General features: G+C 72.5%; 12 protein-coding genes. 11 read left to right on the top strand and 1 reads right to left on the bottom strand.

Annotation, left to right across the window (positions count from 1 at the left end):
- From hisI to MXD59_RS05885, 3 genes are read left to right on the top strand one after another with little or no spacing between them, the layout of a single operon-like run.
- Positions 1 to 402 carry a phosphoribosyl-AMP cyclohydrolase gene (hisI, locus tag MXD59_RS05895; RefSeq protein ID WP_163548446.1) on the top strand — a complete coding sequence of 134 codons (402 nt, stop codon included), beginning with the start codon at positions 1 to 3 and terminating at the stop codon, positions 400 to 402.
- On the top strand, positions 399 to 1979 hold the full coding sequence (locus MXD59_RS05890; RefSeq protein ID WP_248823762.1) for an anthranilate synthase component I: 1581 nt from the start codon (positions 399 to 401) through the stop codon (positions 1977 to 1979). The genes hisI and MXD59_RS05890 overlap by 4 nt, the downstream gene beginning before the upstream one ends.
- Complete coding sequence (locus MXD59_RS05885; protein WP_248823761.1) at positions 1976 to 2653, top strand: Trp biosynthesis-associated membrane protein; 678 nt, start codon at positions 1976 to 1978, stop codon at positions 2651 to 2653. The genes MXD59_RS05890 and MXD59_RS05885 overlap by 4 nt, the downstream gene beginning before the upstream one ends.
- On the opposite strand, the gene MXD59_RS05880 is transcribed toward MXD59_RS05885, so the two are convergent.
- The gene (locus MXD59_RS05880) at positions 2654 to 2971 is read right to left on the bottom strand and encodes a hypothetical protein (protein WP_248823760.1); all 318 of its coding nucleotides are present in this window, start codon (positions 2969 to 2971) and stop codon (positions 2654 to 2656) included. It abuts the gene before it with no gap.
- 264 nt (positions 2972 to 3235) lie between these two features.
- On the opposite strand from MXD59_RS05880, the gene trpC reads away from it, so the two are divergent.
- The 8 genes from trpC (at position 3236) to MXD59_RS05840 (ending at position 17264) form a co-directional block, all read left to right on the top strand.
- Entirely contained in the window at positions 3236 to 4039 is an 804-nt protein-coding gene (gene trpC / locus MXD59_RS05875; protein WP_248814703.1) for an indole-3-glycerol phosphate synthase TrpC, read from the top strand.
- Positions 4040 to 4223: 184 nt separating this feature from the next.
- Positions 4224 to 5576: a tryptophan synthase subunit beta gene (gene trpB / locus MXD59_RS05870; protein ID WP_372511931.1), complete on the top strand. Its 1353-nt coding sequence runs from the start codon at positions 4224 to 4226 to the stop codon at positions 5574 to 5576.
- 74 nt (positions 5577 to 5650) lie between these two features.
- Positions 5651 to 6487: a tryptophan synthase subunit alpha gene (gene trpA, locus MXD59_RS05865; RefSeq protein ID WP_248823759.1), complete on the top strand. Its 837-nt coding sequence runs from the start codon at positions 5651 to 5653 to the stop codon at positions 6485 to 6487.
- A 221-nt stretch (positions 6488 to 6708) separates the two neighbouring features.
- The gene (gene lgt, locus MXD59_RS05860) at positions 6709 to 7848 is read left to right on the top strand and encodes a prolipoprotein diacylglyceryl transferase (RefSeq protein WP_248823758.1); all 1140 of its coding nucleotides are present in this window, start codon (positions 6709 to 6711) and stop codon (positions 7846 to 7848) included.
- Positions 7849 to 8134: 286 nt separating this feature from the next.
- A complete protein-coding gene (gltB, locus tag MXD59_RS05855; protein WP_248823757.1) occupies positions 8135 to 12688 on the top strand; it encodes a glutamate synthase large subunit in 4554 nt (1517 codons plus the stop codon).
- A gap of 65 nt (positions 12689 to 12753) precedes the next feature.
- The gene (locus MXD59_RS05850) at positions 12754 to 14196 is read left to right on the top strand and encodes a glutamate synthase subunit beta (RefSeq protein ID WP_248815633.1); all 1443 of its coding nucleotides are present in this window, start codon (positions 12754 to 12756) and stop codon (positions 14194 to 14196) included.
- Between the two features lie 171 nt (positions 14197 to 14367).
- Entirely contained in the window at positions 14368 to 14970 is a 603-nt protein-coding gene (locus tag MXD59_RS05845; protein WP_248815641.1) for an adenylate kinase, read from the top strand.
- Positions 14971 to 15038: 68 nt separating this feature from the next.
- Positions 15039 to 17264: a phosphoinositide-specific phospholipase C-related protein gene (locus MXD59_RS05840; protein ID WP_248823756.1), complete on the top strand. Its 2226-nt coding sequence runs from the start codon at positions 15039 to 15041 to the stop codon at positions 17262 to 17264.
- The last annotated feature ends 115 nt before the right edge of the window (positions 17265 to 17379 follow it).

Below are 17379 nucleotides of genomic sequence, written 5' to 3'. Positions count from 1 at the left end.
GTGACCGATCGTCCCTCCGCTCTCGACCCTGACATCGCCCGGCGCCTGCGCCGTGACGGCGCCGGCCTCTTCCCGGCCATCGCCCAGCAGTACGACACCGGGGAGGTGCTGATGCTCGGGTGGATGGACGACGAGGCGCTGCATCGGACGCTGACCACCGGGCGGGCCACGTACTGGAGCCGCAGCCGCGGTGAGTACTGGGTGAAGGGCGACACCTCAGGCCACCAGCAGTGGGTCCGCTCGGTCGCGCTCGACTGCGACGGCGACGCGCTGCTCGTGCGGGTGGACCAGGTGGGTCCGGCCTGCCACACCGGCACCCACACCTGCTTCGAGGCCGGCGGCCCGCTGCCCGCCCGGGTGGGCGACCGGGACGCCGGCCCGGCGGCCGAGGCCAGCCGATGACCACCGGACGCATCGTTCCCGACCGCGCCGGCTTCCACGCGGCCGCGGCCCGCCACCAGGTGGTCGCGGTCACCCGCCGGCTGCTCGCCGACGGCGAGACCCCGGTCGGCATCTACCGCAAGCTCGCCGGCGGCCCGGGCACCTTCCTGCTGGAATCGGCCGAGCACGGCGGCGAATGGTCGCGCTACTCGTTCGTGGGAGTGCGGGCGGCGGCGACGCTCACCGAACGCGACGGCGAGGCGCTGTGGGTGGATGGCACGCCCCCGCCGGGGGTGCCCTCCGGTGGTGACCCGCTGGACATCCTGCGCGCGGTGGAACACGGCCTTCGTGCCGCCCACGAGGACGGCGCGCCGCCCCTGATGGGTGGGCTCGTCGGCTACCTCGGCTACGACATCGTCCGGCGGATCGAGCGGCTTCCCTCGCACGCCGTGGACGACCTGCGCCTGCCCGAACTGCGGATGCTGCTGGCCACCGATCTCGCCGTGCTCGACCACCGGGACGGCTCCTGCCTGCTCGTGGCCAACGCCTTCACCGCGCCCCCGGACCCCGATCCCGGCGAGGCCGGGGCCGCCCCGGCGCACCCGGCCGGCCGTGCCGCCGACGGCCGACGTGACCCCGCCGAACTCGACGCCCTCTACGACGAGGCGGTGGCCCGCCTGGACACGATGACCAGCGACCTGGCCAAGTGGAGCGAGCCGACGGTGGCCACCACGACCGGTGCGCTGACCGGCATCGACGACTTCGTCTCCGCCACGCCGCCCGGTGCCTACCAGAGCGCGGTCGAGCGGGCCATCGAGGAGATCCGCGCCGGGGAGTGCTTCCAGATCGTCGTCTCGCAGCGCTTCGAACGTGCCACGACCGCCGACCCGCTGGACGTCTACCGGGTGCTGCGCACCACGAACCCGAGCCCGTACATGTACCTGCTGCGTTTCGGTGACCACGACGTCGTCGGGTCGTCGCCGGAGGCACACGTGAAGGTCACCGGCCGGCGGGCCCTGCTGCATCCGATCGCCGGCTCCCGCCCGCGCGGGGCGACGCCCGAACAGGACGCCGAACTCGCCGCCGAGATGCTGGCCGATCCCAAGGAACGCGCCGAGCACGTGATGCTGGTCGACCTCGTGCGCAACGACCTCGGGCGGGTCTGCGTACCCGGCTCGGTGCGGGTCGTCGAGTTCGCGTCCGTCGAACGCTTCTCGCACATCATGCACATCGTCTCCACGGTGATCGGTGAGGTGGACGGGCAGCGCAGCGCCGTGGACGTGCTGAGGGCGACCTTCCCCGCCGGAACACTGTCCGGAGCGCCGAAGGTGCGCGCGATGGAGGTCATCGACGAGCTGGAACCGACCCGCCGCGGCGTCTACGGCGGAGTCGTCGGCTACCTGGACTTCGGCGGTGACCTGGATACCGCCATCGCCATCCGGACGGCGGTGATCCGCGACGGCGTCGCCTATGTGCAGGCCGGCGCCGGGATCGTCGCCGACTCCGATCCCGATGCCGAGGACCGCGAAAGCCGCACCAAGGCCGCGGCGGTCCTGCGGGCGATCGAGGTCGCCGAATCCCTGCGGCCGCCGGTATGACCTCCGCCCAGGGCCCCGCGCCCGCCGACGGCGCGCTTTCGGCCGACCCACCGCCCTCGGGGCCCGGTTCGTCGCCGGCCACGGCCGAGGCCGCCCGGGCCGGTCGGCGCGAACGCGGCCTGGCCGTGCTCGGCTGCCTGCTCGGCGCGGGCCTGGTGCTCGTGTGCGGGGCGGCCACCTGGGTGTCGGCCCGGGTCGGTGCGCCGCACGCCGAAAGCGACGGCGTCGCTGTGGCCGCGCCGCTGGCCACCCACTGGACCGGCTCGGCGCTCGCCCCGGCCGCGACCGCGCTCGCCCTGGTCGGGCTGGCCGCCGCCGTGGCCATCGTGGCGGCCCGCGGCATCGGGCGCACCATCGTCGGGCTGCTGGCCGTCGTGGCCGGGATCGGCGTCGTCTACGCGGCTCTGCGCGTCGGACTCGACCCGACGCCAGTCCTGCGCCGCACCGACAGCGTGCGTCAGCTCTCCATCGGCGGATCGGCGGAGATCACCGGCCTGCACCGCTCGGTGGCACCCTGGCTGGCCGTGTTCGGCGGCCTGCTGCTCACCGTCGCCGGCGCGCTCGCCGCCGTGCGCGGGCGCCGATGGCCGGCGATGTCGGGCCGCTACCAGACTCGCGACGCCCGGCCGGTCGACGCCTGGGATGCGATCGAGCGGGGCCACGACCCCACCTGATCACCGGAACTCGCCGCGGCCACCCGGAGGGCCACTCCACTCGCCGCGCCCGACCTGCGGGCCGCACCGGCGCGGGGGAGCGGTGAGCGAGGCAAGCAGATCCCGCTGCCGACGCAGATCGGCCTCCAGCAGGCAGACCAGCGCGTCCATCCGATCCAGGCAGCGGCGCAGCCGTTCGAGCGGTTCCTCCGGCTGACCACCGACGGCCTCGCCGTCGGCCGGCGAGCCGGCGGGCGCAGCCGCGGGCCGGCCCGGCACCCGTGAGCCCGAGGGCGCCCACCCCGACAGTGGCGGGATCAGAATCTGGTGAGTCTCCACGCGTCCTCCCTCGGCTCCGAACGTGTGTTCGACTATACGGGATCGAAGAGGTGTTCGGCCACTGTGGCGAGCCGCCGGCGTGGCGCGCGGTCGTCGTCACGTCGCCGGGGCGGCCCGGTCGGGTGACCTCCGCGTCCGGCGCGGACCGCCGGGAGGTGGGGGCGAGTGGTCGCGGCACGTAGCAAGGTGCGGGTGCCTCGGCCCTACCTCGGTGACCTGGCCTACCATCGGCGGCATGAGCGCGAAAGCCGCGAGCACGGGTCGATGAGCGTCCTCGACGACATCCTCGACGGGGTCCGGTCCGACCTTGCCGTGCGTGAGAAGCAGACCTCCCTCGACGACCTCAAACGGCGCGTCGAGCGCGTCCCCGACCCCCGGGACGCCCTGGCCGTCCTACGCGACTCACCGGTTTCGGTGATCGCCGAAGTCAAGCGCCGTTCGCCGTCCAAGGGCAGCCTGGCGGCGATCACCGACCCGGCTGCCCTCGCCGTCGACTACGAGGCGGGCGGTGCCGCGGCCATCAGCGTGCTCACCGAACAGCGCAGGTTCGGTGGCTCACTCGCGGATCTTGACGCCGTGCGCCGGGCGGTCGACGTCCCGTTGCTGCGCAAGGACTTCGTCGTCTCGCCCTACCAGGTGTTCGAGGCCCGTGCGCACGGGGCGGACATCGTCCTGCTCATCGTCGCCGCGCTCGACCAGCCCCGGCTGGTCGGCCTGCGCGAGCGCATCGAATCCCTCGGCATGACCGCCCTGGTCGAAGTGCATGACGAGGCCGAACTCGATCGCGCGCTGGAGGCCGATGCCCGCCTCCTCGGCGTCAACGCGCGCGATCTGCGTACCCTCGAGATCGACCGGGGCACCTTCGCCCGGCTGGCCCCGCGGATTCCGTCCGGGGTGCTGAAGGTCGCCGAGTCCGGTGTACGCGGGCCGCACGACCTGCTTGCCTACGCGGCGGCGGGGGCCGACGCGGTGCTGGTGGGCGAGGCCGCGGTCACCGGTGATCCCCGTCAGACGGTGGCCGACCTGGTCGCCGCCGGCGCGCATCCGGCCGCGCGCGTCGGGCGCTGACCCTCGCACGTCGCAGACCCGGTTCCCCGCGCCGAAGATCGAGACGCGAGTGCGGGGGAGTCGGGCTCCCCGGCGGGGGATGCCCAGGTCTGCCCCCTCGGGGCCGACGGGCACCCCCCGCGTCGGCGTCGGCCCCCGCGGCCGGTGGACGCGTTCTGTCGGAGCAGCCCGATACAGTCGGACCGTGTCCACGCGAACCGCTGTCCCAGCCGCCTCCGCCGATGCCGTGGGTGCGGCGCCGTCCCTTCTCACGGGTGTGCAGGCCGCGGCGGGCTGGCAGGCGTTTCCGGACGCCTCGGGTCACTTCGGCAGGTTCGGCGGGCGTTTCGTGCCCGAAGCGCTCATGGCGGCGCTTGACGGGCTGACCGAGGCCTACGCCCAGGCCCGGGTCGACGACACGTTCATCGCCGAACTCGACGACCTGCTCGCGAGCTACGCGGGCCGGCCCACCCCCCTGACCGACGCGCGCCGGCTCACCGAGCACGTCGGCGGCGCCCGCATCCTGCTCAAGCGTGAGGACCTGGCCCACACCGGCTCACACAAGATCAACAATGTGCTGGGGCAGGCCCTGCTGACCAGGCGGATGGGCAAGTCCAGGGTCATCGCCGAGACGGGCGCCGGTCAGCACGGGGTCGCCACCGCCACGGCCTGCGCCCTGCTCGGCCTGGACTGCGTTGTCTACATGGGCGAGGAGGACACCCGCCGCCAGGCCCTCAACGTCGCCCGGATGCGCATGCTCGGCGCCGAGGTCGTGCCGGTCACCTCCGGCAGCCGCACCCTCAAGGACGCCATCAACGAGGCGCTGCGCGACTGGGTCGCCACCGTGGAGGACACCCACTACTGCATCGGTTCGGTGATGGGTCCCCACCCGTTCCCGATGCTGGTGCGTGATTTCCAGCGGGTGATCGGCGTCGAGGCCCGGGCCCAGGTTCTCGAGCGCACCGGCCGGTTGCCGAACGCGGTGGTCGCCTGCGTCGGCGGCGGCTCCAACGCGATGGGCATCTTCCATCCGTTCATTCCCGACACCGAGGTCGCCCTGATCGGCTGCGAGGCCGGCGGCGACGGTGTGGCGACCGGTCGGCACGCGGCGGCGATCGCCGGCGGCGTCCCCGGCGTCCTGCACGGCATGCGCACCTACCTGCTGCAGGACGAGTGGGGCCAGACACAGGTCTCGCACTCGATCTCCGCGGGTCTGGACTATCCCGGTATCGGCCCCGAGCACGCCCTGCTGCACGAGACCGGCCGAGCGACCTACCGGGTGGTCGACGACACCGCCGCGATGGAGGCGCTCGCCCTCGTCGCCCGCACCGAGGGCATCCTGGTCGCGATCGAGAGCGCCCATGCCTTCGCGGCCGCGATCGAGGTGGCCCGTGAGCTGGGCCCGGAGGCGACCCTGCTGATCAACTGCTCCGGTCGGGGCGACAAGGACGTCGACACCGCCGCCCGCTGGTTCGGCCTGTTGGACGAGCCCGCCGACGCCGATCCCGCCGGCACCGCTGCCGCCGCGGGTATCGCGGAGGGTGGCGGGCAGCGATGACGACGACGAGCGGCGGCCTGGCCACACCGGATCAGCCATCGACGGCCCGCGGGCCCCAAGCGAACGGACGCACGATGCCCAGCCGGTTGGACGACTGCCTCGCCGCGGCGCGGGCCGAGGGCCGTGCCGCCCTCGTCGGCTACCTGCCCGCCGGCTATCCCACGGTGGACGGCGCCATCGCGGCGATGCGGGCCATGGTCGCCGCCGGGGTGGATGTCGTCGAGGTCGGCCTGCCCTACTCCGACCCGACGATGGACGGGCCGGTCATCCAGCAGGCCGCCGACGCGGCCCTGCGCGGTGGCCTCACCACCCGGGACGTGCTGCGCACCGTCGAGGCGGTCGCCGACACCGGTGCTCCGACGCTGGTGATGACCTACTGGAATCCGATCGAGCAGCATGGCGTCGCCGCCTTCGCCGCCGACCTCGCGGCGGCGGGCGGTGCCGGAACGATCACCCCGGACCTGCCGCCCGAGGAGGCCGCCCCCTGGCTCGAGGCCACCGCCGCGCACGGCCTGGACCCGGTGTTCGTGGTCGCCCCGAGCTCGTCGACCGAACGCCTGCGCCGCGTCGCGGACATCACCGGCGGTTTCGTCTACGCCGCCTCCCTGATGGGCGTCACCGGTGCACGGTCCCAGGTCGGCACCCAGGCCGAGGGCCTCGTCGCGCGGGTCCGCGCGGTCACGTCACTGCCGGTCGCCGTCGGTCTCGGGGTGGGCACCGCCGCCCAGGCCGCCCAGGTCGCGGCCTTCGCGGACGGCGTCATCGTCGGATCGGCGCTGGTCCGCGTGCTGCTCGACGCGCAGCGCCGTGGTGAGGGCGCCGAGGCCGCCCTCGCCGGCCTCGGCGCCCTCACCGCCGACCTCGCCCAGGGAGTGCGCGGCGCCCAGGCCAACGTCCCGGTCACCGCCTGATCCGCACACCCCGCACCACCGAACAGACAGCACCACCGAACAGACAGCACCAGCGAAGAGGGCAGCACCGCTGAAGAGGGCGGCACGTGGCCCGGCGGCGCCGGCATCGGACATCCTGGCATAGGGCGTGGCGATGATCGGGCTGCTGCCGGGCCGCGCGGCAGGTGAGGCGGGCGTGGCTGGCGTCGGGTTGGGCGCGGTGTCGGGATAGCCTGGCGACCGTGGTGTTCGCCGCTATTCCCAGTCCGTCCCGTGGTGTGGTGCATCTGGGGCCGGTGCCGCTGCGCGCCTACGCCCTGATGATCATTCTCGGGATCGTGGTCGCCGTCGTCGTCACTGGCCGTCGGTTGCGCGCCCGCGGCCTCGATCCCGAGATCGCGGGGGAGATCGCCTTCTGGGCGGTGCCCTTCGGGATCCTCGGCGCCCGGATCTACCATGTACTCAGCACGCCCGACCCGTACTTCGGCCACGACGGCAACCTCGGCGACGTGGTGAAGATCTGGAACGGTGGGCTTGGCATCTGGGGGGCGATCGCCGGCGGCGCGCTCGGCGCGTGGATCGCGGCGCGGCGCCTCGGGGTCAGTCTGGCCCTGTTCGCCGACGCCGCCGCGCCCGGGATCATCCTGGCGCAGGCCATCGGGCGCTGGGGTAACTGGTTCAACCAGGAGCTGTACGGCCGCGCCACCGACCTGCCCTGGGCGGTGCGCATCGACGCGGCCCACCGGATCGATCCGACCGTGGCCACCTACCAGCCGACGTTCCTGTACGAGTTCCTGTGGAACCTGGTGGTCGCCGGCATCCTGCTGTTCGTCGACCGTCGGCACCGGCTCGGTCGTGGCCGGCTGTTCGCCCTGTACGTGGCGCTGTACACGTTCGGCCGGCTGTGGATCGAGATGCTGCGCATCGATACCGCCGACAGGATTCTCGGGCTGCGGGTCAACATCTGGACGTCCGCCCTGGTCTGCGTCGCCGCCATCGTCGCGTTCGCGCTGACCCGTCGGCCGGTCGATCTGGACGTCTCACCCGAGGAACAGCGCGAGCTCGGCCTGGTGCGCGAACGCGGCCGTCGAGGGGTCGAGCCCGAGCGAGCCGCCTCCACCGACGGCACGGCCCCCCGCCCCGGCGGCGAGTCCGAGACCGGCGGCGAGTCCGAGACCGGCGGCGAATCCGGGCGCAGCAGCGGGACCGGCCTCAGGGGCGAGACCGAGACCGGCTCCGAGCCTGGCGGCGAGAGCGGCGGCGGGACCAGGGTCGAACGTGAGGCTGGCGTGGGCGCCGATGTCGGGGCGCAGACTGGCCGGGTAACGCCCGGCAGGGGAGAATCGGCGGGGCACGCGCCGGTCGAGGCGCCGCCGCGCTGAGCCGCACGGCCGCCGTCCACGGGCCTCGATCGAGGCCGGATCGCGCCGGAATTTCCCGAAAGGTGGTCGTCCACTACCGACTGGTGCGCCGTTCGTGTCAGGTTGTGTGACGTTATACGGCTGTGACCTGCCGGACATATATGATCAAGGCGTGTCGGCTCGGCGCATGGCACACTCGAGAGCAGGCACACGGGTCGCTGGGCCAGCGCCGTCGTGCCGCGGTTCACCTTCGGACAGCGTCGTCCGCCTCACCTTCAGCCCCTGAAGACGGACAGGACTTCGCCGGATGCCGAGCGCGCAAGGTCTTTACGACCCCACTTTCGAACACGACGCCTGCGGGGTCGGCTTCGTAGTCGACGTGCACGGTCGTCGTAGCCATGAACTGGTTGACCAGGGCCTCACCGTCCTGCGCAACCTGGATCACCGCGGCGCGTCGGGCAGCGACCCGGATACCGGCGACGGAGCCGGCATTCTCGTCCAGGTCCCCGATCAGTTCCTGCGTGATGTGGTGGACTTCGCCCTGCCAGCGCCCGGCCGGTACGCGGTCGGCATCGCCTTCCTGCCCCAGGTGGCGGGAGAGCGCGACGACGCGGTACGGGTGATCAGCCGGATCGTGCGCCAGGAGGGCCTGCGGGTACTGGGCTGGCGTGAGGTTCCCACGATCAGCCACATCGTCGGGCACGCGGCCCGCGAGGTGGAGCCCCGAATGCGCCAGCTGTTCGTGGCCCTGCCCGGCGATGCGCTGGGTGGCGTGGCGGGGGAGAAGGCCGAGGCGGCCTTCGACGTGGGTGAGCTGGAGCGCCGGGCGTTCTGCGCGCGCAAGCGCATCCGGCGCGAGACGGGCGTGTACGTCGCGTCGCTGTCGTCGCGCACGATCGTCTACAAGGGGATGCTGACCACCCACCAGCTTTCGGCGTACTTCCCGGATCTGGACGACCCGCGTTTCACCAGCGCCATCGCCCTGGTGCACAGCCGGTTCTCGACGAACACGTTCCCGAGCTGGCCGCTGGCCCATCCGTACCGGTTCGTCGCCCACAACGGCGAGATCAACACCGTTCGGGGCAACCGGAACTGGATGCGGGCCCGGGAGGCGCTGTTGGCCAGCGACCTGATCTCGGGGGACCTGGCGCGGCTGTTCCCGATCTGCGCGGACGGCGCGAGCGACTCGGCGAGTTTCGACGAGGTGCTCGAACTGCTCCACCTCGGCGGGCGCAGCCTGCCGCACGCGGTGCTGATGATGATCCCCGAGGCGTGGGAGAACCACGCCGAGATGGACCCGGCCCGCCGCGCGTTCTACGAGTTCCACTCGGCGCTGATGGAGCCATGGGACGGCCCGGCGGCGATCGCGTTCACCGACGGCACGGTGATCGGTGCGGTGCTCGACCGCAACGGGCTGCGTCCGGGGCGGTACTGGCAGACCGATGACGGGCTGGTCGTGATGGCCTCCGAGGTCGGTGTGCTCGACATCCCGCCGCACCGGGTGGTGCGCAAGGGGCGGCTCCAGCCGGGCCGGATGTTCCTCGTCGACACCGCGCAGGGGCGCATCATCGACGACGAGGAGATCAAGTCGGAGCTCGCCACCGCCGCGCCCTACGCGGAGTGGCTGCATGCCGGGCTCATCTCGCTCGACGATCTGCCCGAGCGTGAGATCGTCGTCTACGGGCACTCCTCGGTGCTGCGCCGCCAGCAGGTCTTCGGCTACACCGAGGAGGAGCTGCGCGTCCTGGTGGCGCCGATGGCCCGGGGCGGTGCCGAGCCGATCGGGTCGATGGGCACCGACACGCCGGTGGCCGTCCTGTCGTCGCGTCCCCGGTTGCTGTTCGACTACTTCACCCAGCTGTTCGCGCAGGTCACCAACCCGCCGTTGGATGCGATCCGGGAGGAGCTGGTCACCAGCCTCGGGCGGACCCTCGGCCCCGAGGGCAACCTGCTCGACCCGTCGCCGGCGTCCTGCCGGATGGTGCACCTGCCCTACCCGGTGATCAGCAGCGGCCAGCTCGCCAAGATCGTTGGTATCAACGACGATGGTGACATGCCGGGCTTCGCCTCGGTGACCGTCCGCGGGCTGTACGACGTCGACGGTGGTGGCGCGGCGCTCGCCGCCCGGCTGGACGAGATCTGCGCCGGGGTCAGCGAGGCCATCGCCGACGGGGCACGCATCGTCGTGCTCTCCGACCGTGACTCCGACGAGCGCAAGGCGCCGATCCCGTCGCTGCTGCTCACCGCGGCGGTGCATCACCACCTGATCCGCGAGCGCACCCGGACGAAGGTCGGCCTGATCGTCGAGTGCGGTGACGCCCGCGAGGTGCACCACATCGCCCTGCTCACCGGGTACGGCGCGGCCGCGGTCAACCCGTACCTGGCGTTCGAGTCGGCCGACACGCTGATCGACGAGGGCGAGATCACCGGTGTGAGCCGCGCCGAGGCCGAGAAGAACCTGATCAGGGCGCTGGGCAAGGGTGTGCTGAAGGTGATGTCCAAGATGGGCATCTCCACCGTCGCGAGCTACACCGGTGCGCAGGTCTTCGAGGCGATCGGGCTCGCCCAGGAGTTCGTCGACTCCTACTTCGTCGGCACCCCGTCCCGGTTGGACGGCGTGGGCCTGGAGATCATCGCCGCCGAGGTCGCCGCTCGGCACAGCCGCGCCCACCCGCGGGTCGCCTCCGAGTTGGCGCACCGCGGGCTGGAGGTCGGCGGGGAGTACCAGTGGCGCCGCGAGGGCGAACTGCACCTGTTCAACCCGGAGACCGTCTTCCTGCTCCAGCACGCCACCCGCACCCGCCAGTTCGACGTCTTCCAGGAGTACACCAGCAGGATCGACGGGCTGTCCCGGGAGAACGCGACGCTGCGCGGCCTGTTCGACCTGCGGGCCGGGGTGCGCCCACCGGTGCCGATCGAGGAGGTCGAACCGGTCTCCGAGATCGTCAAGCGGTTCGCGACCGGTGCGATGTCCTACGGCTCGATCAGCGCCGAGGCGCACGAGACGCTCGCGATCGCGATGAACCGGCTCGGCGGCAAGTCGAACACCGGTGAGGGCGGCGAGGACGCCGAGCGTTTCGTCCCCGACGCCAACGGCGACCTGCGCCGCAGCGCCGTCAAGCAGGTCGCGTCCGGCCGGTTCGGGGTGACCAGCGAGTACCTGGCCAACGCCGACGACATCCAGATCAAGATGGCCCAGGGCGCGAAGCCGGGGGAGGGCGGGCAGCTGCCCGGCCACAAGGTCTACCCGTGGATCGCGAAGACCCGCCACTCCACCCCGGGTGTCGGTCTGATCTCCCCGCCACCGCACCACGACATCTACTCGATCGAGGACCTCGCCCAGCTCATCCACGACCTGAAGAACGCGAACCCCAAGGCGCGGGTGCACGTGAAGCTGGTCGCCGAGGTCGGGGTCGGCACGGTCGCGGCCGGGGTGTCCAAGGCGCACGCCGACGTGGTGCTCGTCTCCGGGCACGACGGCGGCACCGGTGCCTCCCCGCTGACCTCGCTCAAGCACGCCGGGGCGCCGTGGGAGCTGGGGCTCGCCGAGACCCAGCAGACGCTGCTGCTCAACGGGCTGCGGGACCGGATCGTCGTGCAGGTCGACGGTCAGCTCAAGACCGGCCGCGACGTCATCGTCGGCGCGCTGCTGGGCGCCGAGGAGTTCGGTTTCGCCACCGCTCCGCTGGTCGTCGCCGGCTGCGTGATGATGCGCGTCTGTCACCTGGACACCTGCCCGGTCGGCGTGGCCACCCAGAACCCGCAGCTGCGGGCCCGGTTCACCGGCAAGCCCGAGTTCGTCGAGGCGTTCTTCACCTACATCGCCGAGGAGGTTCGCGCGCATCTGGCGGCGTTGGGCTTCCGCACGTTGCAGGAGGCCGTCGGCCGGGTCGACCTGTTGGACGCCCGCGCGGCGATCGAGCACTGGAAGGCCTCGGGGCTCGACATCACCCCGCTGCTGCACAGCCCCGAGCGGCCCTTCGGCGGTTCGCTGCACTGCACGTCCAGCCAGGACCACGGGTTGGACAAGGCGCTGGACAACTCGCTGATCCAGCTGTGCGAGGGCGCCCTCGACGAGGGCCGGCCGGTGTGGCTGGAGATGCCGATCCGCAACGTCAACCGCACGGTCGGCACGATGCTCGGCTACGAGGTGACGAAGCGCTACGGCGGCGCCGGTCTGCCGGACGACACCATCCAGCTGCGGTTCACCGGCTCCGCCGGGCAGAGCTTCGGCGCGTTCGCCCCGCGTGGGATGACCCTGACCCTCGAGGGCGACGCGAACGACTACACGGGCAAGGGCCTCTCCGGCGGCAAGATCTTCGTCTTCCCGCCGAAGGAGTCGCCGCTGCGCGCCGAGGAGAACATCGTCGCCGGTAACGTGCTGCTCTACGGCGCCACCGCCGGGGAGGCGTTTTTCCGCGGCATCGTCGGGGAGCGTTTCTGCGTGCGCAACTCCGGTGCCACCGCCGTCGTCGAGGGTGTCGGTGACCATGGCTGCGAGTACATGACCGGCGGCACCGTGCTCGTCCTCGGGCAGATCGGACGCAACTTCGCCGCCGGGATGAGCGGCGGCGTCGCCTACCTGCACGACCCGGTGGACGAGCGGATCAACCGGGAGATGGTCGACGTCGAGGACCTCGACGCCGGGGACGAGGCGACCGTACGTGACCTGCTGGTGCGTCACCGCCGGGAGACCGGTTCCACCGTGGCCGCCCGGCTGTACGCCGACTGGGAGAACGTCCGCGGATCGTTTCGCAAGGTGATGCCGCGCGACTACAAGCGGGTGCTCACCGCGATCCGTCGTGCGCAGGAGCAGGGCCTGGTCGCCGAAGAGGAGATCATGGCGGCCGGCCGTGGCTGAGCACCGCCACACCCCCCACACCCCCCAGAACACCCAGAACCGCCTACTGACCGGACAGGAGTGACATGGCCGACCCGACCGGCTTTCTCAAGCACAGCCGGGAGCTGCCGACACGCCGCCCGGTCGATGTGCGCATCCAGGACTGGCGCGAGGTCTACCAGGCGTTCCCGGAGGAGCACCTGCGCGAGCAGGCGGGCCGCTGCATGGACTGCGGCATCCCGTTCTGTCACAACGGCTGTCCGCTGGGGAACATCATCCCCGAGTGGAACGACCTGACCCGCCGGGGCGACTGGCCGGACGCGAGCGAGCGGCTGCACGCCACGAACAACTTCCCCGAGTTCACCGGACGGCTGTGCCCGGCGCCGTGCGAGGCGGCCTGCGTGCTCGGCATCGGCGACGACCCGGTGACGATCAAGCAGGTCGAGGTCAGCATCATCGACCGGGCCTGGGCGGACGGCACCGTCGTACCGGTGCCGCCGTCGGTGCGCACCGGGCGCCGGGTCGCCGTTGTCGGCTCGGGGCCCGCCGGACTCGCCGCCGCCCAGCAGCTCACCCGGGCCGGGCATGACGTCGTCGTCTACGAGCGGGCCGACCGCGTCGGCGGTCTGCTGCGCTACGGCATCCCCGAGTTCAAGATGGAGAAGGCGGTCCTGGACCGCCGGCTCGCCCAGATGGAAGCAGAGGGCACCTCGTTCGTCACCTCCTGCGATGTCGGCGTGGACATCACGGCCGACGAGCTGCGCTCGTCCTACGAGGCGGTGGTGCTCGCCGGCGGGTCGACGATCGGCCGGGATCTGCCCGTGCCCGGTCGGGAGTTCGCCGGCATCCACCTGGCGATGGAGTTCCTGGAGCCGGCGAACCGGGTCGTGCTCGGTGATCTGGCCGAGCCGCCGATCACCGCGGCGGGCAAGCGAGTGGTCATCATCGGCGGCGGTGACACCGGAGCCGACTGTCTGGGCACCTCGCACCGCCAGGGCGCGGCGTCCGTCCACCAGCTGGAGATCATGCCGCGGCCGCCGGAGCTGCGCGCACCGGCGAACCCGTGGCCGTCCTTCCCGATCCTCTACCGGGTCTCGAGCGCGCACGAGGAGGGCGGCGAGCGGGTGTTCGCCGTGTCCACCGAGTGCTTCCTCGGCGACGACACGGGCAACGTGCGGGCGCTGCGCATGCACGAGGTGCGTTTCACCGCGGGACGGTTCGAGAAGGTCGAGGGCACCGACGTCGAGCTGCCCTGCGAGCTGGTGCTGCTGGCGATGGGCTTCACCGGCCCGCAGCCCACCGGTCTGCTGGCCGACCTCGGCGTCGACCTCGACGCCCGGGGCAACGTGGCGCGCGACGCCGGTTGGGAGACGTCCGTGCCCGGGGTGTTCGTCGCCGGCGACATGGGCCGGGGCCAGTCCCTGATCGTCTGGGCGATCTCCGAGGGACGCTCCGCCGCCGCCGCGGTCGACCGTCGGCTGATGGGCCGCACCGACCTGCCGGACCCGATCACACCCACTCGCCGCTGAACCAGGTCGAACGGGTGGTCAGACACCAGCGGGGAGTGAGCCACGGTCGCGCGTCGCGTGACAAACGGGTGTGAGCTGGCTTGCTCCTCGCGGCGTCTGTCGTGCTTGACCAGGATTCACAGGAGTCGTCGGTAGGGGGTGTCAGCCCTGGTGGCGGTACCGTCCATGGGCATGAGGCTCGTGCTGCTGGGACCCCCCGGCTCCGGCAAGGGAACGCAGGGCGCGCGGATCAGCGCCCGCCATGGCATCCCGACGATCTCCACCGGCCAGCTGTTCGACCGGCAGATCTCCGCGGGCACTCCGCTGGGGCGCCGGGCCGAGCGGTATGTCCGCGCCGGTGAGCTCGTCCCCGACGAGATCGTGCTGGACATGGTCGCCGACCGCCTCGCCGTCAGCGTCGACTGCGCCGAGGGTTTCCTGTTCGACGGCTTTCCGCGCACCTACCCGCAGGCCGAGGCGCTGGACCGGATGCTCGCCGCCAGCTGCGGCCCGTTGGACGCGGTCATCGACCTCCAGGTGGACGTCGACGAGGTGCTGGCCCGCATCCGGCGCCGGGCCCACACCGAGGACCGGCTCGACGACACCGAGGACACCGCGCGGCGTCGGATGGCGGTCTTCGCCGCGGAGACCGCCCCGCTGCGCCGCTACTACGAGCAGGCCGGCGTGCTGCACACCATCGACGGCACGGGCGAGCCCGACGACGTGGCCACCCGCATCCACCAGACCCTGGCCGCCGTCGCCCACCCGCAGCTGCACCTGGGCTCGGGCGGCTGACCGGACCCCGGGCGCGGGGTACCCCCGGTGGGATCGGGCCCGGGTGTCAGCGCGATATCCTGACGGCGGTGGGCGGCGAGGCAGACGAGGGCGAGCCGGCGAAGCGCCGTCGCACGCGCCGAGGTCGCCTCGCCTACCTGGCGCTGGTGCTGGTGGTCGCGGTCGGCGCCGTGCCACTGGTGCTCATCCTCACCGCCAGCCGGACGGTGCTCAACCCGGCCTTCTACTCCCAGTCGCTGAACCGGGCGGACGCCTACGACCGGCTCTACACCGAGGTGCTGCCCGACCCGGCGGTGGGCGCCCTGCTCGCGGGCCTGCCGATCGACGGCTCGCTGATCACCGCGAACCTGCGCACCGTCCTGCCACCGGCCACCGTCGAGGCGATGACCGACGAGCAGATCACCCGGGTGGTCGACTACCTGCGCGGCCAGGCGAACGACGTGGAGCTCGCCGTCGACCTCGCGCCGATCTTCGACAACGTCTCGGGTCTGGCCAACCGCTACATCGCCGGTGAACTCGGGTCCGGCACCACCTACCCGGTGACGTCCGTGGCGGACTTCACCGAGGACGTGCTCAGCGCGATCAACGACATCGCCGCCGGACGTCCCCCGAGCTCGCTGCCCACGATCGAACTGACCGCCCAGGACACCGACCGGGTCCTGCCACTGGTGCTCGACCGGTTCGCCCCGGACGCCCGCGCCCGCCTCGAACCGCGGCTGCGCGCCCAGCTGCGCGCGGGTGACGTCGCCGGCGCCCTGGCCCTGCTCGGCCCGCAGCTGTTCCAGGGCGATGAGCTGGCCACCGCACGGCTGCGTGAGTCGCTGCACGGATCGACCCTCGACCTCGGGGTGCGCCTGTCCGACCTGCGCGACCAGCCGGCGATCAGCGCGATCGAGAAGCTGCATGACGTCACCGCGGCGCTGGGCTGGCTGTCGGTGGGCCTCGCGCTGCTGATCGCCGGGGCGCTGGTCGCCATCGTCGTGCTGGCCGGACGCCAGGGGGTCTCCCGGGTGCGCGCCGGCGCCGGCGCCGTGGTCGCCGCCGGGCTCGCCCTCGGTCTCGCCGGCCTCGCGCTGCGCCTGGCGCTGCCCAATCCGCTGCGACCGCTGGCCGGTCCGCACTCGCCGTTGCCGGCCGGCGCCAGCGCCGTGCTGGTGGACTTCTCCGAGCAGGCCTACCGGACGGTGGAGAGCGACTACCTGCGGGTTGTCGGCTGGTCGCTGGTGCTGGGCCTGGTCGTCGGCGCAGGGTCGCTGCTGGTGTCGCTGTCGGCCCGCTGGAGCGCGACCGGACGGCGCCGTCGCCTGGCCACCGCGCTGGTGCTCGCCGTCCCGGTGATGGTGAGTGTGACCTGGACGGCCTTCCCGGGCGCGGCGGCGGAGTCCCGCCGGCTGTGCGAATCCAGCCCGTCGCTGTGCGAGCGGCGCTACGACCAGGTCGCCTACCTCGCCACCCACAACGCGATGGCCAACAGCGAGGACCGCTTCCTCGGCCCGTCCCAGGACCCGACCCTCGTCCACCAGCTGGATCTGGGTGTGCGCACCCTGCTGCTCGACGTCCATCACTGGACGCCCGCCGAGCAGGTCGCCGCCTACCTCGCGACCCTGGCACCCACGACCCGGGCCGCGCTCGAACCGCTGACCCGGGGGGCCGTCTCGCGGCGTCCCGGCGTGTGGCTGTGCCACGACGTGTGCCAGCTTGGCGCGTTGGACCTCACCGCCACATTCGGTCAGCTCCGCGACTGGATGAACCGCAACCCCACCGAGGTGGTCACGCTGATCATCCAGGACAACGAGGTGCCGGCCAGCGAGATCGCCGGCGCGGTGGCCTCGGCGGGCCTCGCCGCGATGGTCGCGACGCCGCCGGAGGATCCCCATGGTCGCTGGCCCACGCTGGGCGCGATGGTCGACTCGGGTCGTCGCCTGGTGGTGTTCACCGAGCAGCAGGACCTGCCCGGCACGTTCCTGCGTGGCTTCTACCGCTATGCCACCGACACGCCGTTCGACGCGAAGAAGCCCGCTGACCTGGCCGGCTGCCCGCGTAACCGTGGCAGCGCCGGCGCGGACCTGCTTCTGATGAACAACTGGATCACCGCCGCGGCGCCGAGCCGGCACGCCGCGCTGGCCGCCAACGCCGCACCGGCCCTGACCCGGCGGGCCCAGCGCTGTCGCACCGAACAGGGCCGGACGCCGACCTACATCGCCGTCGACTTCTCGACGATCGGATCGGCCCAGGCCGCCGTCGACACACTCAACGGCGTGCCGACCGCCGCCGGCTCTCCCCCCGGTCGGTGACGGGGACCCGAACGTGGGCGGTCCGCGCACAGCGGTTCGGGGGCTCACGGGGATCGTGACCGGGGCACTGTGCGTTCACCCTGCTGAAGCCGCCTGTCGTCGGCGTCGTGCCGAC

This window comes from Frankia umida, from assembly GCF_023242945.1.
Classification (GTDB): Bacteria; Actinomycetota; Actinomycetes; order Frankiales; family Frankiaceae; genus Frankia; species Frankia umida.
This window is presented reverse-complemented; position numbering and strand designations above follow the sequence as displayed.

Bases quoted from the DNA above. Each gene is read 5' to 3' on its own strand.
- MXD59_RS05890 (WP_248823762.1), top strand. From the start codon at position 399: ATGACCACCGGACGCATCGTTCCCGACCGCGCCGGCTTCCACGCGGCC.
- trpA (WP_248823759.1), top strand. From the start codon at position 5,651: ATGCCCAGCCGGTTGGACGACTGCCTCGCCGCGGCGCGGGCCGAGGGC.
- MXD59_RS05850 (WP_248815633.1), top strand. From the start codon at position 12,754: ATGGCCGACCCGACCGGCTTTCTCAAGCACAGCCGGGAGCTGCCGACA.
- gltB (WP_248823757.1), top strand. From the start codon at position 8,135: ATGCCGAGCGCGCAAGGTCTTTACGACCCCACTTTCGAACACGACGCC.
- trpC (WP_248814703.1), top strand. From the start codon at position 3,236: ATGAGCGTCCTCGACGACATCCTCGACGGGGTCCGGTCCGACCTTGCC.
- MXD59_RS05885 (WP_248823761.1), top strand. From the start codon at position 1,976: ATGACCTCCGCCCAGGGCCCCGCGCCCGCCGACGGCGCGCTTTCGGCC.
- MXD59_RS05845 (WP_248815641.1), top strand. From the start codon at position 14,368: ATGAGGCTCGTGCTGCTGGGACCCCCCGGCTCCGGCAAGGGAACGCAG.